We start from the raw sequence: 26,327 nt of genomic DNA on the forward strand, positions 1-26,327 counted from the left end.
AGAATGAGCGACGCCCCCCGCCCCGCCCCGGCCTCCACCGCCGGCCGCGCCGGCATGAAGAAGGAACTGCCAGAGCGGTTCAAATCCTACAAGCACGTCTGGGTCTTCATCGAATATGAGCACGGCCACATCCACCCCGTCTCCCTGGAGCTGCTGGGCGAAGGCCGCAAGCTCGCGGACAAGCTGGACGTCGAACTGGCCGGCGTGCTGATCGGCGGCGATGCCGAGGAACTGGGGGCCGCCGCCGGTGCCTGCTTCGAACATGGCGCCGATCTCGTCTATCGCGTCGCCGATCCGATCCTGACCCATTACCGGAACGAGCCCTATACCAAGGCCCTGACCGACCTGACCAATACCTTCAAGCCCGAGATCGTGCTGCTCGGCGCAACCACGCTCGGCCGGGATCTGGCGGGTTCCGTCGCGACCACCCTGCTGACCGGCCTGACCGCCGACTGCACCGAACTCGCCATCGACGACGAACGCTCGCTGGCGGCGACGCGGCCGACCTTCGGCGGCTCCCTGCTGTGCACCATTCACACCCTGAACTTCCGGCCCCAGATGGCGACCGTGCGCCCGCGCGTGATGGCCATGCCCCTGGCCGCTCCCGGCCGCATGGGCCGGATCGTCGATCACGCGCTCGACATGACCGAGACCGACATCATCACCAAGGTTCTGCAATTCGTGCCCGACCGCGACACCGACAAGGCCCAGCTCGCCTATGCCGATGTCGTCGTCGCGGGCGGCCTGGGCCTGAAGTCGGCCGAGAATTTCCAGCTCGTCAAGGATCTCGCCGCCGTTCTCGGCGCCGAATGGGGCGGTTCGCGGCCCCTGGTGCAGAAGGGCTGGATCACCGCCGACCGACAGATCGGCCAGACCGGCAAGACCATCCGGCCGAAGCTCTATATCGCCGCCGGCATCTCGGGCGCGATCCAGCATCGCGTCGGGGTCGAGGGCGCCGACATGATCGTCGCCATCAATACCGATGCCAAGGCGCCGATCTTCGAATTCGCCCATGTCGGCATCGTCGCCAATGCCGTCGAACTGCTGCCCGCCTTGACGGAAGCCTTCCGCAAGCGCCTGTCCGTCCACCGCCTGGCGAGCTGAGGGAGGTTCCGATGAACGAAGAGAGATTCGATGCCATCGTCGTCGGTGCCGGCCCGTCCGGCAATGCCGCCGCCTATACGATGGCCAAGGCCGGCCTGAAGGTTCTGCAACTGGAACGCGGCGAATATCCCGGTTCCAAGAATGTGCAGGGCGCCATCCTCTATGCCGACGCCCTGGAAAAGGTGATCCCCGATTTCCGCGAGGATGCGCCCCTGGAACGCCATGTCATCGAACAGCGGATCTGGATGCTGGACGACACCTCCTATGTCGGCATGCATCACCGCTCCGAGAATTTCAACGAGGAGCGGCCGAACCGCTACACGATCATCCGCGCCCAGTTCGACAAATGGTTCAGCCGCCGCGTGCGCGAGGCGGGCGCCACCCTGCTGTGCGAAACGACGGTGACCGACCTCGTCCGCGACCTGAAGGGCAAGGTGATCGGCGTCCGCACCGACCGTGGCGGCGCCATCGTCCATGCCGATGTCGTGATCATGGCCGAGGGCGTGAACGGTCTCGTCGGCCAGCGCGCCGGGCTTCGCCCCGAACTGAAGCCCGAGGCGGTGGCGCTGGCGGTCAAGGAAATGCATTTCCTGCCGCAGGAAATGATCGAGCAGCGCTTCAACCTGAAGGGCGATGAAGGCGTGGTGATCGAGATCATGGGCACAGTGACCGACGGCATGACCGGCACCGCCTTCATCTATACCAACAAGGAATCCCTCTCGGTCGGCATCGGCTGCATGGTCTCGGACTTCGCGGAGAATGAGACGACGCCCTATGCCCTGCTCGAGGCCTTCAAGAACCATCCGAGCGTGAAGCCCCTGCTGGAAGGCTCGGAGATCAAGGAATATGCCGCCCATCTGATCCCCGAGGGCGGCTATCGCCATATCCCCGAACTCTTCGGCGACGGCTGGATGATCGTTGGCGATGCCGGGCATTTCGTGAACGCGGTGCACCGCGAGGGTTCCAACCTCGCCATGACCACGGGGCGCGTCGCGGCCGAGACGGTGATCCGCCTGAAGCAGCTCCGTTCCGACTTCTCGAAGGCCGACCTGGCGCTCTACCGGAAGACGCTCGACGAGTCCTTCGTGATCAAGGACATGAAGAAATACAAGGATATCCCCAACTTCCTGCACGGCAATGCCGCCAATGTCTTCGGCACCTATCCGCGCCTGATCAACGAGGCGGCGCAGCGGTGGTTCCGGGTCGATGGCGTCGCGAAACGCGAGAAGGAACGCGAGATCATCGCGTCCTTCCGCAAGGGCCGGGGCCTGCGCGGCCTCATTGGTGATGCATTCAAACTGGCGAGGGCCTGGCGATGACGACGGTCGTGAAAGTTGAAGAGAAACTCTACGTCAACCGCTATCTGGTGGATGCCGGGCGGCCCCACATCAAGGTCCGCCCGCATGAGACGCCGTCGGCGGCGCTGGTCGCCCTGACCCACGTCTGCCCTGCCGGGTGTTACAGCACCAACGACCGCGGTCAGGTCGAAGTGGCGCCGGACGGCTGCATGGAATGCGGCACCTGCCGCGTGCTGACCGCCGATACCGGCGATGTGGAGTGGAACTATCCGCGCGGCGGCTACGGCGTCCTCTTCAAGTTCGGCTGATCACGATGATCGCCGACGCCGATCTCGACCGCCTGATCGCCGAGGATCTGCCCTTCGGCGACCTGACGACCGATGCGCTCGACCTCGGCGACGTGCCGGCGCGGATCACATTTTCCGCCCGGACGGCCCAGACCGCCTGCTGTACCGAGGAGGCGGCCCGCCTCCTCGTCCGGCTGGGCGCGACGGTCAGCGGCCCCGTCCTGAAAAGCGGCACGCCGGCCCCGCCCGGCACCCTGCTGCTCGCCGCCGAAGGGCCGGGCGGTGCCATCCTGGGCGCCTGGAAGATCGCCCAGACCCTGATGGAATGGTCGGCCGGCATCGCCACGGCGACACGCGGCCTGGTGGACGCCGCCAACGCCATCCACCCCGGCATCACCGTCGCCTGTACGCGAAAGACCGTGCCCCTGACGCGGGCCTTTTCGGCGAAAGCGGTGCGCGCGGGCGGCGGCGGTCTTCACCGCCTGGGCCTGTCGGAAACCGTGCTGATGTTCCCCGAACATCGCGCCCTGATGCCTGATCTTTCGGCCGTGGACGCGCTGGCGGTCTTGCGGCACCGCTGTCCCGAGCGCACGCTGGTGATCGAGGTCACCTCGATCGACGACGCCATCGCCGTCGCCCCCGTGGCCGATGTGATCCAGCTCGAGAAATTCTCACCCGCCGCCGTTTCGGCGGTGGTTTCGGCGATCGGACGGCGCGGCGACGGCCGCCCCGTGATCGCCGCCGCCGGCGGCATCAATCAGGGCAATGCCGCCGACTATGCCGCATCGGGCGCCGACGTTCTGGTGACGTCCGCGCCCTATACCGCCCGCCCGGCCGAGGTCCAGGTCCGCATCGCCCCCCTCGCCATGGCCGGCAACCGGAGCTTCAAGGGAAACCAACGACATGAAGACCAGTGCGCGTAACCAGTTCGCCGGCACCGTCCGGGCCCTCACCCTGGGTCCGGTGAACGCCGAGGTCCTGCTCGAAGTGGCCGATGGCGTGACCATCGCCGCCATCATCACAAGGCGCAGCGCCGAAGCCCTCGACCTCGCCGAGGGCAAGCCCGCGACCGCCCTGATCAAGGCGACTTTCGTCATCCTGGCCAAGGAGGGCGAGATCGGGAAGACCTCCGCCCGCAACACCCTCTCCGGCACCATCGTGCGCCGGATCGACGGTGTGGTCTCGACCGAATACGGCCTCGACGTCGGCGGCGGCCTGACCCTGACCGCCGTGGTCACCAAGGGCAGCGCCGAGGGCCTAGTGCTCGACGTCGGCGACCGTGCCGTCGCCCTGGTGAAGGCCCCGCACATCATCATCGCCGTCGAGTGAGTGTTTCAGCCCCGTAATGTGACCCGTAACGTGAAAGGTGCCGTCATGCTGTTCTCCCGCCGCCATCTGTTCGGTCTCGCCGCCGCTCTGGCACTTTCCGCCGGCCTCGCCGCCCCCGCGCCCGTCCGGGCGGAGGACGAGCCCCTGCTGGTCTTCGCCGCCGCCTCCCTGAAGGAAGCCATGACCGAGGCCGCCCAGGATTTCGAGACCGCGAGCGGCAACAAGGTCCAGGTCTCCTTCGCCGCTTCCGGCGCCCTGGCGCGCCAGATCGAGGCCGGCGCCCCGGCCGACGTCTTCGTCTCCGCCAACATCAAGTGGATGACCTATGTCTCGGACATGGGCCTCACCGTGAAGGAGAGCGAGAAGGCCCTGCTCGGCAATGCGCTGGTGCTGATCGCGCCGGCCGACGCCGACACCCCGCCCGTCGCCATCGGCCCCGATTTCGATCTCGCCGGCCTCCTCGGCGAGGGTCATCTGGCGATCGGTGAAATGACCACCGTGCCCGCCGGCGCCTATGGCAAGGCGGCGCTCGAAAAGCTCGGCCTGTTCGACAGCGTGAAGGACCGCCTCGCCCAGGCGAGCAGCGTGCGCGCGGCCCTCGCCCTGGTCGGACGCGGCGAAGCCCCCCTCGGCATCGTCTATGCGACCGACGCGGCGGCGGACGACAAGGTCAAGGTGATCGGCACCTTCCCCGCCGACAGCTATCCCACCATCGTCTATCCCGTCGCCATCCTGAAGGAAGGGAACAACCCGGCCGCCGCCGCTTTCATCGCCTACCTCCAATCCGCCCCGGCGGCCGCCACCTTCACCAAGGCCGGCTTCACAGTAGTGCAGGCGCCGGCGACGAACTGAGGCTGGCGGGAGGTGGTTGGTGGGCCCGGCAGGACTCGAACCTGCAACCAGACCGTTATGAGCGGCCGGCTCTAACCATTGAGCTACAGGCCCCACCGTCGTGTCCCGCGAACGGCGGGGCACGACGTTTAGCAGGACGGGAGATTTCTGCCAACCTTGCCGGTGGCCTCTGGCGCCCTCTTCGTCAGCCAACGCGGTCGAAGGCGCCGGTTTCCTTGTCCAGCCATTCGAGGCGGCCGTCGAAGACGCGGAAGCGCGCGCCTTCGAGGGAGAGCTCCCCGGCGGCCACGGCCTCGGCGACGAAGGGGAAGGTCATCAGCCGTTCGAGGGACATCTTGATCGACTCGCGCTCCAGCATCTCCTTGGCCTCGGGCGCCTCGCGGTCGATGTCGCCGAGCCTGTCGAGGGCCGGTTGGACGAGATCGATCCATTCGTCGAGATAGGTGAAATCCGATTTGTCGATGCCCTTCAGCGCGGCGTAGACGCCGCCGCAATCGGCATGACCCATGATCAGGATCATGCGCACCTTGAGTACGCGGACGGCGAATTCGATGGCGGCAGACGTGCCGTGGTGCCCCTGCCCCAGTTCGGCCGGCGGCACCAGGTTGGCGACGTTGCGCACCACGAACATCTCGCCCGGCTGGGCGTCGAAGATCACGGCGGGATCGACGCGGCTGTCGCAACAGGCGATGACCAGGGTCGGCGGCTTCTGGCCATGGGTGGAAAGTTCACGATAGAGATCGCGATACTCCGGCCAATGTCCGCCCCGGAACCGCCGGTAACCTTCGATGAGCTGCTGCACCGTTCCTCCGCCATCAATTCGTCACGCGGGGCGGACGATGGCGCGCCCGCCCCCACCTGTCCAGATCTTTGCGCGCGCGCCGAACCGAGGTCCCGATTTGCGCGACTAGGATTGCACGAAAGCGCCACCACAGGGCAAAGTTGCCACCGATATCGGGAAAGGGCATCGAGTCCAGTGGACGGCAGTTTCAAAGCGGCGATTTCCGCCTTCGGTGCCGGCGTCAAGGCGAAGCTCGGCAATCCGGCGATCACGGGTGGCCCCGAAGACCAGCTCCGCGCGCCCCTCGAAACCCTGATGCGGGCGCTGGGCGAAGCGATCGGCCTGCCGCCCGACGGCCTCGTCATGGTGGGTGAAACGTCCCTCGGCCATCTGCTGACCCGCCCCGATTTCGCGGTCAGCGTCAATGGCGCCCTGGTCGGCTTCATCGAGGTCAAGGCGCCGGGCAAGGGCTTCGACCCGCGCCGTTTCACCGACCGGCACGACAAGGCGCAATGGGACAGGCTGAAATCCCTGCCCAACCTCCTCTATACGGACGGCAACGGCTTCAGCCTGTGGCGGGATGGACAACTCGCGACGCCTTCGGTCGCTTTCGATGGCGACATCGAGACCGCCGGCGCGCGCCTCTCGGCGCCCGAAACCCTAGGCGCCCTTATCGCCGATTTCCTGACCTGGCAGCCCACACCGCCCACCTCCGCACCTCGGTTGGCCGAAGTCGCGGCGCGCCTGTGCCGGCTGCTGCGCGACGAAGTGGCCGAACAGATGGATCAGGGCAATGCCAGTCTGCTCCACCTGCGGGACGACTGGCGCAAACTCCTCTTTCCCGAAGCCGACAACGCCCAGTTCGCCGATGGTTACGCCCAGGCCGTGACCTTTGGCCTGTTGATCGCCCGCGCCCTGGAAATCCCGCTGGACGACGGTATCGATCTGGCCGCGGTCAAGTTACGCCATTCCAACACGCTGATCGGCACCGCGCTCGGTCTGCTGACGGACGATACGACGAATCAGGAAGCCCTGAAGACCGCCCTCGGTACCTTGCAGCGGGTGCTGAACGCGGTGAACTGGTCCTCCATCAGCAAGGGCAAGCCGGACACTTGGCTGTATTTCTACGAGGAATTCCTCGACGTCTACGACAGCAAGCTGCGCAAGCTGACCGGCTCCTACTACACGCCGCCGGAAGTGGTGCGCGCCATGGTGCGGTTGGTGGACGAAGCCCTGCGCGGCCCCCTGTTCGTGCGCACGGCGGGCCTCGCCGCCAGCGACGTCACCGTCGCCGACCCGGCGGTCGGCACCGGCACCTTCCTGCTGGGCGTCCTGCGCAAGATCGCGGAAACGGTGACGGCGGATCAGGGCGCCGGGGCCGTCCATGGCGCGATCGACGCGGCGGCGCGGCGCCTGTTCGGATTCGAGAAGCAGTTCGGTCCCTTCGCCGTGGCGCAATTGCGCCTGCTGGCCGAACTGCGCGACCTGACGGGCGTCGAGGCAAGGGGCGGCAACGCCCCCGCCGTTCCCAATCTCAATCTCTTCATCACCGACACGCTGGGCAATCCCTATGTCGAGGAAGAGCAATTGCCGCAATTCGTCGAGGCGATCGCGCGCTCGCGGCGCGAGGCGAACCGAGTGAAGAAGGAACAGCCCATCACCGTCGTCATCGGCAACCCGCCCTACAAGGAAAAGGCGGAAGGACGCGGCGGCTGGATCGAGCAAGGCTCGGACGGGCGCCCTGCCCCGCTGGACCGTTGGCGGCCACCACCCGATTGGGGCGTCGGCGCCCATGGCAAGCACCTGAAGAACCTCTATGTCTATTTCTGGCGTTGGGCGACGCTGAAAGTCTTCGGTGCCGGCCTGCACGACGCTACCGCCCTGCCCGAGACGGACGAGGAAGGCCTGATCTGCTTCATCACCGTGGCGGGCTTCCTGAACGGCCCCGGCTTCCAGAAGATGCGCGCCGACCTGCGCCGGACCTGCACCGCGATCTGGGTCATCGACTGCTCCCCCGAAGGCCATCAGCCTCCCGTTCAAAGCCGCATTTTCCAGGGCGTTCAGCACCCGGTCTGTATCGTGCTGGCGGCAAGGCGCCATGGCACGGCAGCCGAGACGCCGGCGACGGTCTGGTTCCACGCCCTCTCCAAGGGCCGACGAGAGGAAAAATTCGCGGCCCTCGAAACGCTCTCCCTGACGGACAATTGCTGGGAAGAATGTCCACGCGATGATCGTGCGCCCTTTCTGCCGAGAGCACGGGGGCTATGGGGAAATTTCGCGCCGCTGACCGCACTATTTGACTTCGCGGGACCGGGTGTGATGCCAGGTCGAACTTGGGTCGTCGCTCCTGATCGACAAAGCCTTCAACGTCGATGGGCAGCGCTACAACAGGAAACCGATGAACAGCGAAAGGAAAACCTGTTCCATCCACAGCTCAGACAGGGAAAAGTCGCGAGTAGGCATATTGGCAAAATAGTCCACCAAAATCTCGGCTCTATCCCAACTCGTCCCGTAAGTATCAAGGACGATACGGGATCATGCCCGACACCGTTACGTTATGCCTTTCGGTCATTCGACCGTCAGTGGCTGATCGGTGATCCACGTTTGCTGAATGACCCGCGCCCGCGCCTTTGGTCTGCATGGTCTGAAGGGCAGGTGTTTTTGACAGCTCTGGACGCGCACTCCCCAACATCTGGCCCGCCAGTTACATTAGCAGGCCTCGTCCCGGACCAGCACCACTACAAGGGGTCCTTCGGTGGCCGTGTTTTTCCCCTCTGGGCGGACGCCGCCGCGACCCGGCCCAACCTGCAGTCGGGTTTTCTCACGCTGCTGGCGGAGATTCATGGGCACGCGGTTTCGGCCGAAGATGCGCTGGCCTACATCGCGGCTGTGATGGCGCATCCGGCCTTCACCGCGCGTTTCGCCGAGGATCTGGTGCGGCCGGGGCTGCGCCTGCCGGTGACCGCCGATGCCGCGCTGTTTGCCGAGGCGGTCTCGATCGGCCGAGAGGTGATCTGGCTGCACTGCCATGGCGAACGTTTCTCTGATGCCGACGCAGGGCGGCCACGGGGCGCGCCGCGCCTGCCGGCGGAGCAGGCGCCGCGCATTCCGGCTGATGGCGCCATTCCGGGGGCCCCGGCGCCGCTGCCCGACACCATGACCTATGACGCCGGCCGGCGCCGCTTGCACGTCGGACAGGGCTTCGTCGACAATGTGACGCCCGCGATGTGGGCCTATGAGATTTCGGGCAAGCCGGTGGTGTGGCAATGGTTCGGCTATCGTCGGCTGGACCGCTCGAAACCGATCATCGGGGACCGGCGCCCGCCGTCGAAGCTCGACCAGATCCAGCCCGACGGCTGGCTTCACGAATACACCAGCGATCTTCTCGACCTGCTCCACATCCTTGGCCGGCTGGTGGCGCTGGAGCCGACGCAGGCCGGGCTTCTGGCACGGATCTGCGACACCCCCCTCGTCGCCCTCGACCGCCTGCGGGACGCCGGCCTCGACATCCCGAACGAGGCGGCGGAAGAGGATTGAGGTCCCTCTCGTCTTCAAGCGCCGGCTTTGCGAGACTATGGTCGAAGCAAAATCGAGAATCGCCGGATGAAACAGATCGACCTCTTCGCGCCCGAGACGCCGCCTCATGCGGACGAGCCTGCCGCAAAAACCGTCTTCACCGCCGACCCCGAAAAAGTGCGCGGCAAGCTGCACGATGTGCTCGACCGGCTGCACACGGCCGAAACCCTGCCTTTCGACGAGACGGAATTGCGCTATCAGCGCACCGTCTTCCCGCAGATGAGCCGCTGGCTGCCCGAAGCCGAGGCCGCCGATCTCTGCGCGCGCTTCGAGACCGAAATCAGGCGGCTCGCCGCCGCCTGACCTTCGGGACCGCCCCGATCAATTGTCCAGGAAGCTGCGGAGCTTGCGGCTGCGGCTGGGGTGTTTCAGTTTGCGCAGCGCCTTCGCCTCGATCTGGCGGATGCGTTCGCGGGTGACCGAGAACTGCTGGCCCACTTCTTCCAGGGTGTGGTCGGTGTTCATGCCGATGCCGAAGCGCATGCGCAGCACCCGCTCCTCGCGCGGGGTGAGGCTGGCGAGGACACGCGTGGTCGTTTCGCGCAGGTTCGACTGGATGGCGGCGTCGAGGGGCAGGACCGCGTTCTTGTCCTCGATGAAGTCGCCCAGATGGCTGTCTTCCTCGTCGCCGATCGGGGTTTCGAGGGAGATCGGCTCCTTGGCGATCTTCAGGACCTTGCGGACCTTCTCGAGCGGCATGCCGAGCTTGTCCGCCAGTTCCTCCGGCGTCGGCTCGCGGCCGATCTCGTGCAGCATCTGGCGCGAGGTGCGGACCAGCTTGTTGATGGTCTCGATCATATGCACCGGAATGCGGATGGTGCGCGCCTGATCGGCGATCGAACGGGTGATCGCCTGGCGGATCCACCAGGTGGCATAGGTCGAGAACTTGTAACCGCGCCGGTACTCGAACTTGTCGACCGCCTTCATCAGGCCGATGTTGCCCTCCTGGATCAGGTCCAGGAATTGCAGGCCGCGGTTGGTGTATTTCTTGGCGATCGAAATGACGAGGCGCAGGTTCGCCTCCACCATTTCCTTCTTGGCCTGACGGGCCTCGCGCTCGCCCTTCTGGACCGTCGTCACGATGCGGCGGAATTCGGGGATGGTCAGGCCGAATTCGGTCGCCACCCGGGCGATCTCGCCGCGCAGTTCCTCGATCTGGGGCTGCTGCTCGCGCACGAAATCCTTCCAGCCGCGCCCCGGCAGGGCACCCACGACCTCGGTCCAATTGGGGATCAGCTCGTGGGTGATGTAATGCTCGAGGAAGCTTTCGCGGCTGACCTTGTATTTCTCGGCCAGGCGCAGCAGGCGGCCTTCGAGGCCGATCAGGCGGCGGTTGGTGCCATAGAGCTGGTCGACCAGCGCCTCGATCCTTCCGTTGTGCAGATGGACCGACTTCATCAGCTCGACCAGTTCGGCCTTCAGCTTCTGGAAGCGCTTCTCGGCGGCGGCGCCCTGCGGCTCCTCCGCCTCGCCGGTGGCGGCGGCCAGACGGCTCTCCTGGAGCTTGGCGTATTTCTTGTGCGCGGTGGCGATCCTGTCGAAGATTTCGAGCACGATGGGCTGGAGCGCCTGTTCCATCGCCGCGAGCGAGATGCCGCCCTCGTCGTCGTCCTCGTCGTCGTCGAGCCCTTCCTCGGTCTCGGCGTCCTCTTCCTCCTGGTTCTCGCCGTTGGCCTCGGCGCCGTCACCGCTGCCATTGCCCTCGGCCTCGCCGGGGCCGGCGCCATAGGTGGCGTCGAGATCGATGATGTCGCGCAGCAGGACCTTGCCGGCCAGCAGCTCGTCGCGCCAGCCGATCATGGCCTGGAAGGTCAGCGGGCTTTCGCACAGCCCGTCGATCATGGTCTCGCGGCCGGCCTCGATGCGCTTGGCGATGGCGATTTCGCCCTCGCGCGAGAGGAGTTCGACCGAGCCCATCTCGCGCAGATACATGCGCACGGGGTCGTCGGTGCGGTCCAGCTCCTCGCCGCTCGTCGTGGTGAAGCCGCCGCCCTCGCCCTCTTCCTCTTCCTTGGCCGCGCCGGCGCGCTCCGGATCCTCGGCTTCCTCGCCGTCGATCACGTTGATGCCCATCTCCGACAGCATGGCCATGATGTCCTCGATCTGTTCCGAGGACACCTGCTCCTGCGGCAGGACGGCGTTGATTTCGTCATAGGTTACGTAGCCGCGCTCCTTGGCGCGGGCGATCATGCGCTTGACCGCCTGCCCCGCCGTATCCAGCAGGGGGCCGTCCGCGGACTCCTCGCGCGCTTCTTCGTTGCCGGTCGCCTCAGCGTTCTTGCTTGCCATGCTCAGCCCCTTGGACCGGACCGCCGATCGGCGGTCGTACCCGTCACGTCATGCCGAAAACCCGCCATCAGTCCCGGTTCCTCGAACCTTGGGACTCGATGCGGGTCAATTCTTCCCTGATCGCCTGGATCCGCCGGACGTTGGATTCCGTCGGCGCTGCGTCATATGTCGCCTGCGCTTCGCTCAACTCCGCCCGAAGGATCCGTCTGAAGTGGAGTGCCAAGGCATGCCGCCATTCCTCTTCGACCAGGTCGATGGTCAAATCGTCCCGGATGCCTGCATGCATCGCGAGGAACGGATCATTTTCGAGGCGGGCAATCGTCTCGGCCAAACCAACATCCGCTAAGTGGCCCTTGACCCTGTCGCTGTCAAGGTCCGGCGCGTCAAAAGGAATGCTTAAGAGTTCGGATCGCAGCCTGTCAAGGGCCGGCACCTCGAATCCGACGCGGATCAAGTCTTCCTCCACCTGAGGCAGCAGTGCCGGGTAGCGAATCAAAAGCAGGAGGAGCAGCGCCTCGTTCGAATCGCCGCCGATGTTCTCGCCCCGCGCCAATCGGCTGGCCCGAAGCGACGGCGACGCGCCGAGCGGCACCGGCGGTCCGCCGAATCGCCCGCCGCCCCGTCCCATGCCGCCCCCATAGCCGTAGCCGGGCTGGCGTTGCGGGCGCTGGGGCCGCTGCCGGGCGAGCAACGCGCGCACCCGGCCGCGCAATTCCTCCCGGTAATGGATCTGGAGACGGGTGTCGGCGATTTCGAACACGCGGCGTCCGATCCGCTGTTCGAAGGCGGCGCGGCGCTCGGGCGTGGTCAGGTCCGCCGTCGCCAGTTCCGCCGCCCAGAGGTAGTCGACCAGGGGCACCGCCTTGTCGATCGCGATGCGCATGGCGGCGACGCCGTCGCGCCGGATCAATTCATCCGGGTCGAGATTGTCGGGCAGGGTCAGGAAGCGTAGCGAATGGCCCGGTTTCAGCAGGGGCAGCGCCCGGTCGAGGGCACGATGGGCGGCGCGCTGGCCCGCCTTGTCGCCGTCGAAACAGAGCACCGGCTCGGGCGCGAGGCGCCACAGCGCCGCCAGCTGGTTCTCGGTCAGCGCGGTGCCCAGGGGCGCCACGGCCTCCGCGATACCGGCCTGATCGAGGGCGATCACATCCATATAGCCTTCGCAGACGAGGACGCGGCCGCACTTCAAGGCGGCCTCCCGCGCCAGGTTCAGGTTGAACAGCGTATCGCCCTTGTGGAAGAGCGGCGTCTCCGGCGAGTTCAGATATTTGGGCTCGCCGTCGCCGAGGGTGCGGGCGCCGAAGGCGATGACGCGGCCGCGCGCGTCGCGGATCGGGAAGGTCACGCGGTCGCGGAAATAGTCATAGGGCGGACGGCCGTCGTCGGGCTGGCGCAGCAACCCGGCCTCGACCAGAAGGGCGGGCGCGAAGCCGCGCGCGATCATGGCGTCCTTCAAAGCGGTGCTCCCGGGCGGCGCGAAGCCCAGGCGAAAGCGGGCCACGGTCGCCGGCGTCAGGCCGCGCTTGGCGAAATAGTCCCGTCCCGCCTGCCCGGCCCCGGTCTTCAGTTGCGCCTCGTACCAGGCGCAGGCCGCCTCCAGGACCTCGTGCAGGGTCTGGCGCCGTTCCGCCTGCTGCTTCGCTTCCGGGTTCTGTTCCGGCAGGGTGACCCCGGCCTCCGCCGCCAGCCGTTCCAGCGCCTCGCGGAAACCGAGGTTCTCGGTCTTCTGGACGAAGGTGAAGACGTCGCCCTTCTCGCCGCAGCCGAAGCAGTAATAGGTGCCCTTGTCGTCCATGACATGGAACGATGGCGTCTTCTCGCCATGGAACGGGCACAGCGCCATGAAGTCGTTGCGGCCCTTGCGCACGAGCTTGGTGCGCCGGCCGACCACGGTCGACAGCGACAGGCGCGCCTTGATCTCACTCGTGACGTCGTCGGACATGGAACCTTCCCGCTGGCGCGTCAAACTAGGTGCAGCCCGGCACGACCGCAAGGCGGCCGGCGCGGGACTCGGGCCATGCAACCAGATCGGCGCGCGGCAATTATCACTGGAAAGCACCGTCGCCGACGCTGAAAATATGCCGGACGGCCCCGACGCCACAGGATCGAGGAACATAGTGACCGATTTCACCGAGACGCCGCCCGTCCTCAGCCGCCGCCTGATCCTCGCCGGCATCCTCGCCGGCCTCGCCGCCAGCCTCGCGATGCCGGCCTTGGCGACGGCGGCACCCTATGCCCAGGAGCGCATGGAACCCTGGTGGCAGGAGCGCCACCAAAAGAAGTTGCAGGAGATCCGCCAGGGCAAGGTCGACCTGATCTTCATCGGCGATTCGATCACCCATGACTACGAATTGCCGAGCACGGCGCCGCAGTATGATTTCCTGGGGCTGTGGAACCGCTTCTACGGCGGCCGGCGGGCGGTCAATCTGGGCTTCAATGGCGACAATACGGCGAATGTCCTGTGGCGCCTGCAGAACGGCGAGATCGCGGGCATTTCCCCCAAGGTCGCGGTCGTCCTGATCGGCACCAACGACACGATCCAGGGCCGCGGCGCCGAGGAGACCAAGGCTGGCATCGACGCCGTCGTCGCCCATCTGAAGACGCGCCTGCCGCGCACCCGGATCCTGTTGCTCGGCATCCTGCCCAGTGCCGTCAGCCCGACCAAGACCGCCGTCGATCAGGCGGTCAATACCGCGCTCGCCAATGCCTATGCCAAGGACGGGCGGGTGATCTTCATGGATGTCGGCTATCGCTTCCTGAAGGACGGCACGACCGACGTCGGCCTCTACATGGATCCGCGCAACGACCCGCCGCAGCCGGCCCTGCACCCCGATGCCGCCGCCCAGGCGCGGATGGCCGAGGCGATCGAGCCGACCCTGTCGAAACTGCTGGGCGACCGGAGCCGGATCGCCCAGAATCCCTAGAGTCTGCCGGCAGAGAGGTCGGCCGCCCAGGCTTCTTCATCCGGGGTGATGGCGCTGTCCAGCACCCGTTCGGGAATTTCCCAGACGATCACTTGGGGCGGCGTTTCGATGAAGGCGGGATTGTCGAAATAGGGCATGGCGGCGCCGGCGAAGGCACCGCCGTCGCGCGCCATGTCGGCGATGGGGGCGGAAAGCGCCGCCGCCAGGAAGCCGATGAAATTGCCGTTCCGCGAATAGGAACTGCCGATCACCGCGACCGGCGGCCCGACCATGTCGCCCAGAAGATCGTCGGCCTCGACCACCGGCAGGGTGATCTCGCTCTCCGCCACCATGTCGCCATCGGGACGGAAGGGCGCGGCGACACCGTCGAGGCCGGCGAGACGGATCAGATCCCCCACCCGCTCTCGCGGCTCCCCCGTTACGACCGGCACCGGCGGGCCCGCCTCGGGCGCCAGATGGGCGGTGGCGAGATGATCCGCGATCGCCTTGGCGGCGGCCCCCGCCCCCGCCTCGTTCCAATGGGTGTCGGTCTTGTAATAGGGCCGGTCGATGGCGGCGATGGCGGGACGCAGGTCGAAACCGTCGACGCCATGCCCGGCGAGCGCCGCGAAGAAACCGTCGATCCGCCCGGCGGAGGCGGCGGAACGGCGCAGCCCGCAGAGTTCGCCCGTCATCATCCGGCTCTTGTCCGGAGTCACCACGACGGTCAGGTGGATGCCCTGCGCCGCCAGCAGGCGCGAAACCTCCCCCGCCATGGCCGCGCGCCGCGCGATCGCCGCCGCGCCACCGGGCTGGACGTCGAATTCCTCGCGCAGGAACAGATAGCCGTCGCAGCCGAGACGGACCTGGGTGCCGAGATCGCCGAGCGCCACCCAGTCGATGGCATGAGCCGTCTCGGCCAGGACATCGCCGCCCAGGAGATCGTCGTTGAGGGTCTTCGCCAACCTGTCGGTGGCGGTGCCGTCCGCGACCTCGGCCAGGGTGAAGGACGTCAACAGTGCCCGCCCCTGCTCCGAGCCGAGGGTGAGCACGCTCGACACCAGGCCGAAGATGAGGACGGCGGCAAGGACGACCCCGGCGAGACGATTGCCATCATGTTCCATCCCGTGCCTCCCCGCCTAGAACTGGAAATAGAGGAAAGGCACGGTTTCCCGCCCTTCCAGCACGGCCAGCGCATAGAGGAAGGCGAGCACCGGCCAGACGCCCTGCCACCACGCCGGCACCATCGCGAGCAATGCCCGCCCACGCGCCGCCAGCACCGGCCAGACGACAACGAGAGAGCCCGCCGCCAGCCAGAAGATCACGGTCGGATGCAGGGCGGCCGCGACCTCGTCGCCCAGGGCAATGCCGTTCAGGCCGAACTGGCCCGCCAGCATGGTCTGGGCCATGCCCCAGCTCGTCGCCCGGAACAGGGTCCAGGCGATCATGACGGTGAAGAGGGTCGCCGGCCAGGCCAGCACCAGGGGCAGCGTCACCCCCATGCGCCGCACCGCCCGTTCGATCGCCAGGGCGAAACCATGGATCAGGCCCCAGGCCATGAAGGTCCAGGCGGCACCATGCCAGAGGCCGCCGATCGCCATGGTCAGGATCAGGTTCACATAGGTGCGGATCGTGCCGCCGCGATTGCCGCCCAGCGCGATATAGAGATAGTCGCGCAGCCAACTGGACAGGGAGATATGCCAGCGGCGCCAGAATTCCTGGATCGAGGTCGAGAGATAGGGATCCTCGAAATTCTCCGGAAAATGGAAGCCGAGAATGAGGCCGAGGCCGATCGCCATGGCGCTGTAGCCGGCGAAATCGAAATAGAGTTGGAGCGTATAGGCGAGCGAGCCGATCCAGGCATCCGCGAGGCTGGGCGCCGAAAGGCCGAAGACGTGATCGACCGTCGGCGCCAGACTGTCGGCGATCAGCACCTTCATGCAGAAGCCGATCATGAAGCGCCGCCCGCCCCGGCAGAAATTGTCGAAGCGCAATTCGCGCGACGCCAGTTCCTTGTCGACCCAGGAATAGCGGATGACCGGCCCCGCGACCAATTGGGTGAAGAAGGAGATATAGACGGCATAGGCGAGGAAACTCTTCTCCGCCCGCACCACGCCGCGCCTGATGTCGTAGTGATAGGAGATCGACTGCAGGATGTAGAAGGAAACGCCGATCGGCAGGATCACGTCGTCCCAGACGAAACCGCCGATATGGAACAGGGCGAGACCCTGGTTCGCGGTATCGACCAGCAGATTGGCGTATTTGAACCAGCCGAGGCAGAGCAGCATCGCCGCCGCGCCGAAGGCCAGCAGGCGTTGCTTTCCCCTGTCGTCCCGTGCCGCCTCGATCGCGAGGCCGATGAAATAGCCGGTGACGATGACGCCGAGCAGCAGGAACAGGAAGATCGGCTTCCACCAGCCGTAGAACACCCAGCTCGCCAGCAGCAGCACGAGGTTCCGGCCCCGGCGCGGCACCACGAAATAGGCGAGGAAGAACAGCGGCAGGAAGAGGGTCAGGAACTCGACCGAGGCGAAGACCATATTCGTGTTATCCCGGGCGTCGCCCCGTCAGTCCGATTCGGCGTCAGTCGTATTTGGCCCGTTCGTCCCGGCCGCCGATCAGACGGTGACCGCCTGCCCGGTCCGGGATGACGACGATGCTGTAGCGCCCGCCCGCCGCCAGCGTGCCGAGATCGACGACGCCCTCAACCGGGGTCTCGCCGCAGGCGGCTTCGATCACGGCGGCGACCGGATTGACCTGACGCCGCGCCATGGCGCCGGGCGCCACATCCTTGAACACCACGGTCTTCTTGGCGCCGGCCCGCATCACCGCGCCCGCGCAGGCCGGATCGGCGTTCAGGAAGGTGATGTCGGCCTTCAGCGCGTTGAAGTCCTGTGGCGTATCCCGGATGACCAGGGTCTTTCCGCCGTCGAGCACGGCGATGGTGATGAATTCCTCGGGCGCCGCCTCGATGGTCACGCTCCCCTTCGCGTCTGCAACCGCGACGTCGGCGCTCTGCTCGCTCTCGGCGGGCACGGCCTGGAAGCGGCCGATGCGCCCCTCGTCGGTGGCGGGCAACGCCAGGCCGGCACCGCCGGCCGAAACCGCCACGTCGCCGGAGGCCGCGTTCAGGAAGCGCACGTAACCCGAGACGACATCCGGCCCGGTGTCATAGAGCTGGACCTCGGCGAAGGCCGTGCCGGCGACGAAACCGGCGAGCGCCAGGGCGGCGAGGCCCGCGAGGCCGTCCCTCACCATGGCGCATCATCCGAAGCCGCGCCGGCGGCGGGGGCGGCCGGCGCCGGATTGGCCTGCTGCGCCTCGATCGACTTCACGATGGCGGCGGTCCAGGCCTTGTAACCAGCCTGATCCAGATGCTGGCCGTCGATGCTCTTCCAGGCGCCGGGAGCGGCGAACGCGGTCGAATTCACGTAGTGGCAGGGGCTGACGATCTGCGCCAGATAGTCCGAGAGTTCCTGCACGCGGCCGGTGGTCTTGCCGAAGGCCGGATTGTCGGTGCCCCAGGGCGGACCGATCCAGTCGCACGACAGGGACGACGAACGGATCTCGCCGGTCAGCGCCGTCACCTGATCCCAGACCCAGGCCTTGGGGAAGACCGGCGTCTTATAGGCCCCCATGGTGTCGCCCATGACGACGACGATCAGGTCGGGCTTGGTCTTGGCGATCAGATCGCGCGCGTTCCACACCGCCAGCCCCATGCCGGTCTCGCGGGTCACGGCGCCGGTGCCGGCCCGCGCCGTCCGCCCGCAGTCCGTGGTCTTGGGGGTCAGATAATCGGTCGGGGTGGCACCGCAGGCGCCATAGGCATAGACGGTCGCGCCCTCGGCGGCGAGTTGGTCGGGCAGAAGGTCGATCAGACCGCCCTGGTGGACCATGTGGCTGTCGCCGAGAATGAGGACGACGAGACCGGCAAGGATGGAATTCATGACTTCTCCCGATCGATGCGGTTAGTCGAGCGCCGGCGGTGGATAGAGTCCGGCGCTCGCCGATGGCGGGCCCAGCGTGGTGGCACCGACCCCCAGTTCCTGGGCGCGCAGTTCCTTGGCCTTCTCGAGCGCGCGGATGGCGGCACCATTCCAGCCTTCGGCCCGCAGCACCAGTCCATTGGCATAATACAATTGCGACGACGGCGTTCCCTGCTCCAGCAGGGGATCGAGCAATTGCCGGGCGCGGTCATAGTCGCTCTGGCCGATCGCGACCCAGACCGCCTGCATCGCCAGATCCTCGTCTCCCGGGGCCCGCGCCAGCAGCCGGTCGTAGATGCCGGCGGCCTGATCGTAATTGCCCGACGCGGCATAGACCCGCGCCAGCGCGCCGAGCAGGGTCGCGTTCTCGGGATCGCGGCCGAGCGGCGGCATCAGCAGGTCATAGGCCGCGCGATAGCGCTCCTGCTCGCGCAGTGCGTCGGCGCGGCCGGCGACGAGACCGGCCTCTAGATCGGCGAACTGCCGGATTTCCTCCGCCGTCCGGGCCTTGGGCTTCAGGCGCGCGACCAGGGCCTCGGTCTCGCTCTGGCTGCCGTAGCGCGCCATGACCGCGACCAGGGCCGAATAATTGGAGAGCGAGGCCCCGGCCGGCACCGGCTTCGCCAATTCGCGGCGGGCAATGGCGACGGCCTGATTCACCTCGCCCATGTCGGCCATGGTCGACGCCACCTCGCCCCAGAGCGCGGGCGTCAGATCCTTCCGCGCGGCAAGCGTATTGAGGGCCGAAAGGGCGCGGCTCTTCTCCCCCGCCGCGGCGGCCTGACGGGCTTCGCGCAGCGTCGTCTTCAGCACGATCTCCTGCGACAGCGTCACGATCTCCGCGCTGCGCTTCGGGCCGGGAATGGCGTTGATCAGGGCGCCCGCTTCCTGCAGGCGATTGCGGTCGAGGGCGAAGAGCGCGCCGGCGTGCAGCGCCTCGGCGCTCGGCTGCGGCTTGTCGAGGACGGCCTGCATCACCGCCTCCGCATCCGCCGCCCGGCCCTGTTCCCGCAGCAGGCGGGCATAGGCGAGACGGGCCCAGGGATCGTCCGGCGCCTTCCCGATCGCCTCGCGATAGGCGGCCATGGCGCCGGGCATGTCGCCGGCGCGGGCCCGTGCCTCGGCCGCCGAGACGGCCTTGGCCGCTTCCGCCCGGGCCATGTCGCCGGCGACGTCGGCGCGGATGTCCGACGGCACCCGATCCGCGAGGGCATTGGCTTCCGCCAGCTTGCCCCGCGCCACCAGCACCCGGTAGAGGCCGGTGATGACGTTCTTGTCGCGCGGCCGCAGCCGCAGGGCCTGGCGATAATAGGTCTCGGCCTCGGCGTATTTCTTCTGGCTGGCCAGCACGCTGGCGAGGAGTGCCACCGCGATCGAGCGTTCCTTGGCCTTGCCCGCCACCAGGGGCCGCAGCAGGCGTTCGGCCTGGGAATAGCGCCCGCGCTTGGCCGCACCCGATGCCGCGTAATAATCATTCATGAAGCGCGCGGCGTCGTAGAGGTCGTGATACTCGGTGCGCAGGGTCGGCTCGATCTCGATCGCCCGGTTCATGTATTTCAGCGCCTCCGCCGCCCGGCCGGACTGCATGCGCAGGCCCGCCATGCCGGTCAGGGCGTTGACGTTGTCCGGATCGAAATCCAGCGCCTTCAGGAAGAGCTTCTCGGCCTCGGCATATTTGCGGTCGGCGACGGCGGCATAGGCGAGCGTGACCGCATGTTCCGCCGTGTCGGGCTTCATCGGCTCGATCACCTTGGCCCAGCGGGACGCCACTTCGCCGTCGTCCGGATGGGCGGCGATATAGGCGTCGTATAGCGCCTGATCGGCCTTCGACGCATCGAGCCAGGTGAGCGCATCGCGCCACGAACGATCCGCCTCGACCGAAGACGGCGCCAGCCGGGCGAGGATGCCGATCCCTTCGCGCCGCGTCACCTCGCGATAGGTCAGGATGCGGCCATAGGCGAGCTGGATGCGGAGATCGCCGGGGTTTTCCTTCGCCATGGTCCCGAGGCGGCGGCGGGCTTCCTCCCACCCTTCCTCCGTGCCGGCCATGGCGACGTAATATTCGAAGGCATATTCGAGGGGCGGCGGCAGCCCGGCGAAGGCATCGCGGTAGATCTTCACCGCGCCGGCCGAATCGCCGGCCTTGGCGGCGGCGCGCGCCTGTTCGATCAGTTCGGGCGAGATCTGGCCCCGGGCCATGGCCATCTTCAGCCGCTCGACCCGGACATTGCCCGGATGCGCCGCCGCGAGCCGCGCGAGATAGGCTTCCGCTTCCTCGGTCTCGCCTTCGTCGATGGCGACGAGGCCGGCCTGGAACAGAGCGTCGGGATTGTCCGGCTCGATCTTCAGGACCTGAACCAGCAGCGATTTGGCGAGATCGGGCCGCCCCTGCTGGCGCCAATAGGAGGCGCGCTGCAAGAGATCCTCGACCGAGACTTCGGGCTTCGCTTCGGTGGGCGCGATCGGCGCCACCTTCACAGCGTCCTCATTCGGCAGCAGCACGTCTTCGGCCGATGCGGACATGGTGCCGAGGACGGCGAACAGCATGGCGGCCGGGAACGCCGCCCACGGGAACGCCGCCCACCGGCGCCGCGCCGAAGCGGGGCACCGGGAAGAAAGCGACGCTGTCAGATCTGCCATGCCTCGTTCCGGAAGAAGCGGTCGGGCCACGCGGGCCGAATCCATTCCTCCCATTTTGGAACGTCTAGGTTAATTTTTCACCATTTTCGATGGCGTCGCCGTGCCGCGACGCGGGATCAGGACAGCGCGGCCTTCACCAAAGGGCTGGCCTTGCCGAAATCCATGGTGCCGCCGTGACGTTCGCGCAGCATGGCCATCACCTTGCCCATGTCCTTCATGCCGGCGGCGCCGGTATCGGCGACGGCGGCGGCGATGGCCGATTTCATCTCGTCCTCGGACATCTGCTGGGGCAGATAATCCTCGATCACCGCGATCTCGGCGCGCTCCTTCTCCGCCAGTTCGGGGCGGCCGCCCTTCTCATAGGCTTCGATCGAGTCGCGGCGCTGCTTGACCAGTTTCTGCAGCACGTTGACCAGTTCCGCCTCGCCCACGCCGCCGTCCGGGCCTTCCGTGCGCGCGGCGATGTCGCGATCCTTGAAGGCCGCGAGGATCATGCGGATCGTGGTCACACGCGTCATGTCCTTGGCGCGCATGGCGTCCTTCATGGCCCCGTTCAGGCGATCGCGCAGCATTTCGGTGTCTCCCATCGTCAAGAGTTTGCGCGCACATTAACGCACCTCGCCAAGCCTAGCCATAAGCCGTTGACGAGCATGGCAAATTCCGCAGGGCGGCATGACTTGACTGCACATGCGGGCCCCATTATGGTCCGCCCGATTTGACCGGCGGGCACCCCCGCCGTGGAGTTTCCCGATGACGACGCCCGCTTCCGTGCCCCCGCTTTCCCCGCGGGGCGGCATTCCTGACGACGCGCGCCAAACCGCCGATGCGGTCGCCGGCGCCAAGCCCACCGGCGTTCTGGTTCTCGCCGACGGCACCATCCTCTATGGCCGAGGACTGGGCGCCGAGGGCGACGCGGTCGGCGAGGTGTGCTTCAACACGTCGATGACCGGCTATCAGGAGATCCTGACCGATCCTTCCTATTGCGGCCAGATCATCACCTTCACCTTCCCCCATGTCGGCAACGTCGGCACGAATTTCGAGGATATCGAGAGCCAGGGCCCGGCCGCGCGCGGCCTGGTGCTGCGCGCCGACATCACCGAGCCGTCGTCGTGGCGCGCCGCCAGCCATCTGGACGCCTGGTGCCGCCAGCGCGGCCTGGTCGGCATCGCGGGCGTCGACACGCGGCGCCTGACCCGGCTGATCCGGGCCGGCGCACCGAACGGCGTCATCGCCCACAGCCCGACCGGCACCTTCGATCTCGACGCCCTGAAGGCCAAGGCCGCCGCCTTCCCCGGCCTCGAAGGTCTCGACCTCGCCAGGGAAGTCTCCTGCCGCCAGACCTATGCCTGGGACGAGACCCTGTGGAATCTCGGTGCAGGCTATGGCCGGCAGGAGAATGCGCAGTTCCACATCGTCGCCATCGATTATGGCGTGAAGCGGAACATCCTGCGCTGCCTCGCCAATACCGGCGCGCGTGTGACCGTCGTCCCCGGCGACACCTCGGCGGCGGACGTGCTGGCGCTGTCGCCCGACGGTGTCTTCCTGTCGAACGGGCCCGGTGATCCGGCGGCGACCGGCGAATATGCCGTCCCGGTGATCAAGGCCCTGATCGACAGCGGCAAGCCGGTGTTCGGCATCTGCCTCGGCCATCAGATGCTGGCCTTGGCGCTCGGCGCCAGGACCGCGAAGATGAAGCAGGGCCACCGGGGCGCCAATCACCCGGTGAAGGACAAGACCACCGGCAAGGTGGAGATCACCAGCCAGAACCACGGCTTCGTCGTCCTGCCCGAAACCCTGCCGGCGAATGCCGAGGAGACCCATGTCTCCCTCTTCGACGGCACCAACGAGGGGCTGCGCATGCTCGACCGCCCGGTCTTCTCCGTCCAGTACCACCCGGAAGCCTCCCCAGGGCCGGAGGACAGCCATTACCTCTTCGACCGTTTCATCGATCTGGTGAAGTCCCATGCCTAAGCGTACCGACATCACCTCGATCATGATCATCGGGGCCGGGCCGATCGTCATCGGCCAGGCCTGCGAGTTCGATTATTCCGGCACCCAGGCCTGCAAGGCGCTGAAGGACGAAGGTTACCGGGTCATCCTGGTGAATTCGAACCCGGCGACCATCATGACCGACCCGGGTCTCGCCGATGCGACCTATGTCGAGCCGATCACGCCCGAGATCGTCGCCAAGATCATCGAGAAGGAACGGCCCGACGCCCTGCTGCCCACCATGGGCGGGCAGACCGCGCTGAACACCGCGATGGCGCTGGCCGACGACGGCACGCTGGCGAAATTCGGCGTCGACCTGATCGGCGCCAACCGCGAAGCCATCGAAAAAGCCGAGGATCGCCTGCGCTTCCGCGAGGCGATGGACGTCCTCGGCCTCGAAAGCCCGAAATCCCGCGTCGCCCATACGATGGCCGAGGCGATGGAGGCTTTCGCCGAGATCGGCCTGCCCTCCGTCATCCGCCCCTCCTTCACCCTGGGCGGTACCGGCGGTGGCATCGCCTATACCCGGGACGAATTCGAGCGGATCGTCGCCTCGGGCCTCGACGCCTCCCCCACCACCGAAGTACTGATCGAGGAATCGGTCGCCGGGTGGAAGGAGTACGAGATGGAGGTCGTCCGCGACAAGGCGGACAATGCCATCATCATCTGCTCGATCGAGAACGTGGATCCCATGGGCATCCACACCGGTGACTCGATCACCGTGGCGCCGGCGCTGACCCTGACCGACAAGGAATATCAGATCATGCGCAACGCCTCGATCGCGGTCCTGCGCGAGATCGGGGTGGAGACCGGCGGGTCCAACGTCCAGTTCGCGATCAACCCCGCGAACGGCCGCATGGTCGTGATCGAGATGAATCCGCGCGTCTCGCGCTCGTCGGCACTGGCATCGAAGGCGACCGGCTTCCCGATCGCCAAGGTCGCCGCCAAGCTCGCGGTCGGTTACACGCTCGACGAGCTGATGAACGACATCACCGGCGTTACGCCGGCCTCGTTCGAGCCGACCATCGACTACGTCGTCACCAAGATGCCGCGCTTCACCTTCGAGAAGTTCAAGGGCTCCGAAGCGCTGCTGACCACCGCCATGAAGTCGGTCGGCGAAGCCATGTCGATCGGCCGCACCTTCAAGGAATCGGTGCAGAAGGCCTTGCGTTCCATGGAGACGGGCCTGACCGGCTTCGACCCCGTGGAGCGCCTGCACGGCGACCGCGACCTGATCGAGGTCGAACTCGGCAAGCCGGTGCCCGACCGCCTGGTGGTCGTCGCCGACGGTTTCCGCGCCGGCCTGACACTCAGTGAGATCGCCGCCATCACCAAGATGGACCCCTGGTTCCTGCGCGAGATCGAGGAGATCGTCGCGGAGGAGGCGCGGGTGATCGCCACCGGCCTGCCCGAGACCGCCGCCGGCTGGCGCCGTCTGAAGGCCATGGGCTTTTCCGACAAGCGCCTCGCCATCCTCGGCAATACGACCGAACAGGCCGTGCGCCGGGCGCGCCGCGCCGCCGGCGTGCGCCCGGTGTTCAAGCGCATCGATACCTGCGCCGCCGAATTCGACAGCCGCACGCCCTATATGTATTCGACCTATGAATCGGCCGAATTCGGCGCGCCCGAATGCGAGGCGCAGCCGAGCGACGCCAGGAAGGTCGTCATCCTGGGCGGCGGGCCGAACCGCATCGGCCAGGGCATCGAATTCGACTATTGCTGCGTCCATGCCTGCTACGCCCTGACCGAGGCGGGCTATGAGACCATCATGGTCAACTGCAATCCCGAGACCGTCTCGACCGACTACGACACGTCGGACCGGCTCTATTTCGAGCCCCTGACCGCCGAGGACGTGCTGGAGCTGATCGAGACCGAGAAGCAGAACGGCACCGTCCACGGCGTCATCGTCCAGTTCGGCGGCCAGACCCCGCTGAAACTCTCGAAGGCGCTGGAGGATGCGGGCATCCCCATCCTCGGCACCTCGCCCGACGCGATCGACGTCGCCGAGGACCGGGAGCGGTTTCAGGATCTCCTCAACCGGCTCGGCCTGCGCCAACCCCAGAACGGCATCGCCACCTCGATCGAGGAAGCGCGCGCCGTGGTGGAGCGCATCGGCTTTCCCGTCGTCATCCGCCCCTCCTATGTGCTGGGCGGAAGGGCGATGGAGATCGTGCGCGACGTCGCCGGCCTCAACCGCTACATGACCGAGGCGGTCGTGGTCTCGGGCGACAATCCTGTGCTGATCGACGGCTATCTGAACCAGGCGACCGAGGTCGACGTCGACGCGCTGGCCGACGGCGAGACGGTCTATGTCGCCGGCATCATGGAGCATATCGAGGAGGCGGGTATCCATTCGGGCGACAGCGCCTGCTCCCTGCCCCCCTATACGCTCTCGGAAGAGACCGTGACCGAGTTGAAGCGCCAGACCGAACTGATGGCCAAGGCGCTCGGCGTGGTCGGCCTGATGAACGTGCAGTTCGCGATCCAGGGCGAGGATATCTACGTTCTCGAGGTGAACCCGCGCGCGTCGCGCACCGTGCCCTTCGTCGCCAAGGCAATCGGCGAGCCGGTGGCGAAGATCGCGGCCCGCGTCATGGCCGGCGAGAAGCTGGCGGGCTTCGGCCTCGTCTGGAAGAAGCTCGACCATGTCGCGGTCAAGGAATCGGTCTTCCCCTTCGCCCGCTTCCCCGGCGTCGACATCCTGCTCGGCCCCGAGATGAAGTCGACGGGCGAGGTCATGGGCCTCGACCGCACCTTCGAACTGGCTTTCGCCAAGTCGCAGATGGCGTCCGGCACGCAGTTGCCCCAGGGCGGCCTGGTCTTCATCTCGGTGCGCAATTCCGACAAGCAGGAGATGCTGGAGCCGGCTCGCCAGCTCGTCGCCCTGGGCTTCGAGATCGTCGCGACCAAGGGCACGGCCGCCTTCCTGGCGGAGAACGACGTGCCCGCCAAGCGGATCAACAAGGTGCTGGAAGGGCGGCCCCATATCGTCGATTCGATGAAGAACGGCGAAATCGCGCTGATGTTCAACACCACCGAGGGTTCGAAGTCGATCGCCGACAGCTATGAGATCCGGCGCACGGCGCTGACCCTCAAGATCCCCTATTACACCACCACGGCGGGGGCCGAGGCGGCGGTGAAGGCGATCGCGGCGCTTCGTCTCGGGCGCCTTGAAGTTGCTCCGCTGCAATCCTACACTTGACGACCGTGCATGCCCGATCGGCTCTTCCGGCCGGTCGGGCATCCGCAACTCGGGCCGCCTGTTCCGGGCCGGCCCCGTAGACTTACAGGTA

At 66.9% G+C, this 26,327-nt stretch carries 20 protein-coding genes and 1 tRNA gene; 11 read left to right on the forward strand and 10 right to left on the reverse strand.

The genetic code is table 11. The features are described from left to right. Nucleotides 1-3 precede the first annotated feature (3 nt). Genes L2U69_RS04100 through modA form a run of 6 tightly spaced genes read left to right on the forward strand, consistent with a single transcriptional unit; the run spans nt 4 to nt 4,870 of the window. Nucleotides 4-1,104, forward strand: coding sequence for an electron transfer flavoprotein subunit alpha/FixB family protein (locus L2U69_RS04100; RefSeq protein WP_236105284.1), 1,101 nt, complete (start codon nt 4-6; stop codon nt 1,102-1,104). An 11-nt stretch (nt 1,105-1,115) separates the two neighbouring features. Then, on the forward strand, nt 1,116-2,423 hold the full coding sequence (locus tag L2U69_RS04105) for an FAD-dependent oxidoreductase (RefSeq protein WP_236105285.1): 1,308 nt from the start codon (nt 1,116-1,118) through the stop codon (nt 2,421-2,423). After that, nucleotides 2,420-2,710, forward strand: a complete 291-nt coding sequence (locus L2U69_RS04110; protein WP_236105286.1) for a ferredoxin family protein — start codon at nt 2,420-2,422, stop codon at nt 2,708-2,710. Before L2U69_RS04105 ends, L2U69_RS04110 begins: the two co-directional genes overlap by 4 nt. 5 nt (nt 2,711-2,715) lie before the next feature. Beyond that, nucleotides 2,716-3,612 carry a ModD protein gene (gene modD / locus L2U69_RS04115; protein ID WP_236105287.1) on the forward strand — a complete coding sequence of 299 codons (897 nt, stop codon included), beginning with the start codon at nt 2,716-2,718 and terminating at the stop codon, nt 3,610-3,612. After that, entirely contained in the window at nt 3,593-4,018 is a 426-nt protein-coding gene (locus L2U69_RS04120; protein ID WP_236105288.1) for a TOBE domain-containing protein, read from the forward strand. The genes modD and L2U69_RS04120 overlap by 20 nt, the downstream gene beginning before the upstream one ends. Before the next feature lie 45 nt (nt 4,019-4,063). Next, nucleotides 4,064-4,870: a molybdate ABC transporter substrate-binding protein gene (gene modA, locus L2U69_RS04125; RefSeq protein WP_236105289.1), complete on the forward strand. Its 807-nt coding sequence runs from the start codon at nt 4,064-4,066 to the stop codon at nt 4,868-4,870. Between the two features lie 17 nt (nt 4,871-4,887). Here the strand turns inward: modA and L2U69_RS04130 are convergent. Further along, nucleotides 4,888-4,963 (reverse strand) — tRNA-Ile (locus L2U69_RS04130). 91 nt (nt 4,964-5,054) lie between these two features. Beyond that, entirely contained in the window at nt 5,055-5,672 is a 618-nt protein-coding gene (locus tag L2U69_RS04135; protein WP_236105290.1) for a carbonic anhydrase, read from the reverse strand. Here L2U69_RS04135 and L2U69_RS04140 point away from each other — a divergent pair. Together L2U69_RS04140 and L2U69_RS04145 are read left to right on the forward strand one after the other, a co-directional pair. Beyond that, nucleotides 5,628-9,188 carry a type ISP restriction/modification enzyme gene (locus L2U69_RS04140; RefSeq protein ID WP_236105291.1) on the forward strand — a complete coding sequence of 1,187 codons (3,561 nt, stop codon included), beginning with the start codon at nt 5,628-5,630 and terminating at the stop codon, nt 9,186-9,188. The two genes, L2U69_RS04135 and L2U69_RS04140, sit on opposite strands and share 45 nt — an antisense overlap. A 66-nt stretch (nt 9,189-9,254) precedes the next feature. Beyond that, complete coding sequence (locus L2U69_RS04145) at nt 9,255-9,530, forward strand: hypothetical protein (RefSeq protein ID WP_236105292.1); 276 nt, start codon at nt 9,255-9,257, stop codon at nt 9,528-9,530. 18 nt (nt 9,531-9,548) lie between these two features. On the opposite strand, the gene rpoD is transcribed toward L2U69_RS04145, so the two are convergent. Continuing rightward, complete coding sequence (gene rpoD, locus L2U69_RS04150) at nt 9,549-11,516, reverse strand: RNA polymerase sigma factor RpoD (protein ID WP_236105293.1); 1,968 nt, start codon at nt 11,514-11,516, stop codon at nt 9,549-9,551. A 67-nt stretch (nt 11,517-11,583) separates the two neighbouring features. Then, nucleotides 11,584-13,458 (reverse strand): DNA primase, encoded by a 1,875-nt coding sequence (dnaG, locus tag L2U69_RS04155; protein WP_236105294.1) that lies wholly within the window; start codon nt 13,456-13,458, stop codon nt 11,584-11,586. 175 nt (nt 13,459-13,633) lie between these two features. Here dnaG and L2U69_RS04160 point away from each other — a divergent pair, with 175 nt between their 5' ends. After that, complete coding sequence (locus L2U69_RS04160; RefSeq protein WP_236105295.1) at nt 13,634-14,440, forward strand: GDSL-type esterase/lipase family protein; 807 nt, start codon at nt 13,634-13,636, stop codon at nt 14,438-14,440. Here the strand turns inward: L2U69_RS04160 and L2U69_RS04165 are convergent. The 6 genes from L2U69_RS04165 to L2U69_RS04190 form a co-directional block, all read right to left on the reverse strand. Further along, nucleotides 14,437-15,543, reverse strand: a complete 1,107-nt coding sequence (locus L2U69_RS04165) for an alginate O-acetyltransferase AlgX-related protein (RefSeq protein WP_236105296.1) — start codon at nt 15,541-15,543, stop codon at nt 14,437-14,439. The genes L2U69_RS04160 and L2U69_RS04165 overlap by 4 nt on opposite strands. Nucleotides 15,544-15,558: 15 nt before the next feature. After that, the gene (locus tag L2U69_RS04170; RefSeq protein ID WP_236105297.1) at nt 15,559-16,959 is read right to left on the reverse strand and encodes an MBOAT family O-acyltransferase; all 1,401 of its coding nucleotides are present in this window, start codon (nt 16,957-16,959) and stop codon (nt 15,559-15,561) included. A gap of 43 nt (nt 16,960-17,002) precedes the next feature. Continuing rightward, nucleotides 17,003-17,677, reverse strand: a complete 675-nt coding sequence (locus tag L2U69_RS04175) for an alginate O-acetyltransferase AlgF (RefSeq protein WP_236105298.1) — start codon at nt 17,675-17,677, stop codon at nt 17,003-17,005. Further along, nucleotides 17,671-18,366, reverse strand: a complete 696-nt coding sequence (locus L2U69_RS04180) for an SGNH/GDSL hydrolase family protein (RefSeq protein WP_236105299.1) — start codon at nt 18,364-18,366, stop codon at nt 17,671-17,673. Before L2U69_RS04180 ends, L2U69_RS04175 begins: the two co-directional genes overlap by 7 nt. Nucleotides 18,367-18,387: 21 nt before the next feature. Continuing rightward, nucleotides 18,388-20,952 carry a tetratricopeptide repeat protein gene (locus L2U69_RS04185; protein ID WP_236105300.1) on the reverse strand — a complete coding sequence of 855 codons (2,565 nt, stop codon included), beginning with the start codon at nt 20,950-20,952 and terminating at the stop codon, nt 18,388-18,390. Between the two features lie 209 nt (nt 20,953-21,161). After that, nucleotides 21,162-21,617, reverse strand: coding sequence for a GatB/YqeY domain-containing protein (locus tag L2U69_RS04190; protein WP_236105301.1), 456 nt, complete (start codon nt 21,615-21,617; stop codon nt 21,162-21,164). A 178-nt stretch (nt 21,618-21,795) separates the two neighbouring features. On the opposite strand from L2U69_RS04190, the gene carA reads away from it, so the two are divergent. Beyond that, nucleotides 21,796-23,016 (forward strand): glutamine-hydrolyzing carbamoyl-phosphate synthase small subunit, encoded by a 1,221-nt coding sequence (carA, locus tag L2U69_RS04195; RefSeq protein ID WP_236105302.1) that lies wholly within the window; start codon nt 21,796-21,798, stop codon nt 23,014-23,016. Next, nucleotides 23,009-26,236 carry a carbamoyl-phosphate synthase large subunit gene (carB, locus tag L2U69_RS04200; protein ID WP_236105303.1) on the forward strand — a complete coding sequence of 1,076 codons (3,228 nt, stop codon included), beginning with the start codon at nt 23,009-23,011 and terminating at the stop codon, nt 26,234-26,236. Before carA ends, carB begins: the two co-directional genes overlap by 8 nt. Nucleotides 26,237-26,327: the final 91 nt, after the last annotated feature.

This window comes from Zavarzinia marina, assembly GCF_021568905.1.
Taxonomy (GTDB): Bacteria; Pseudomonadota; Alphaproteobacteria; order Zavarziniales; family Zavarziniaceae; genus Zavarzinia; species Zavarzinia marina.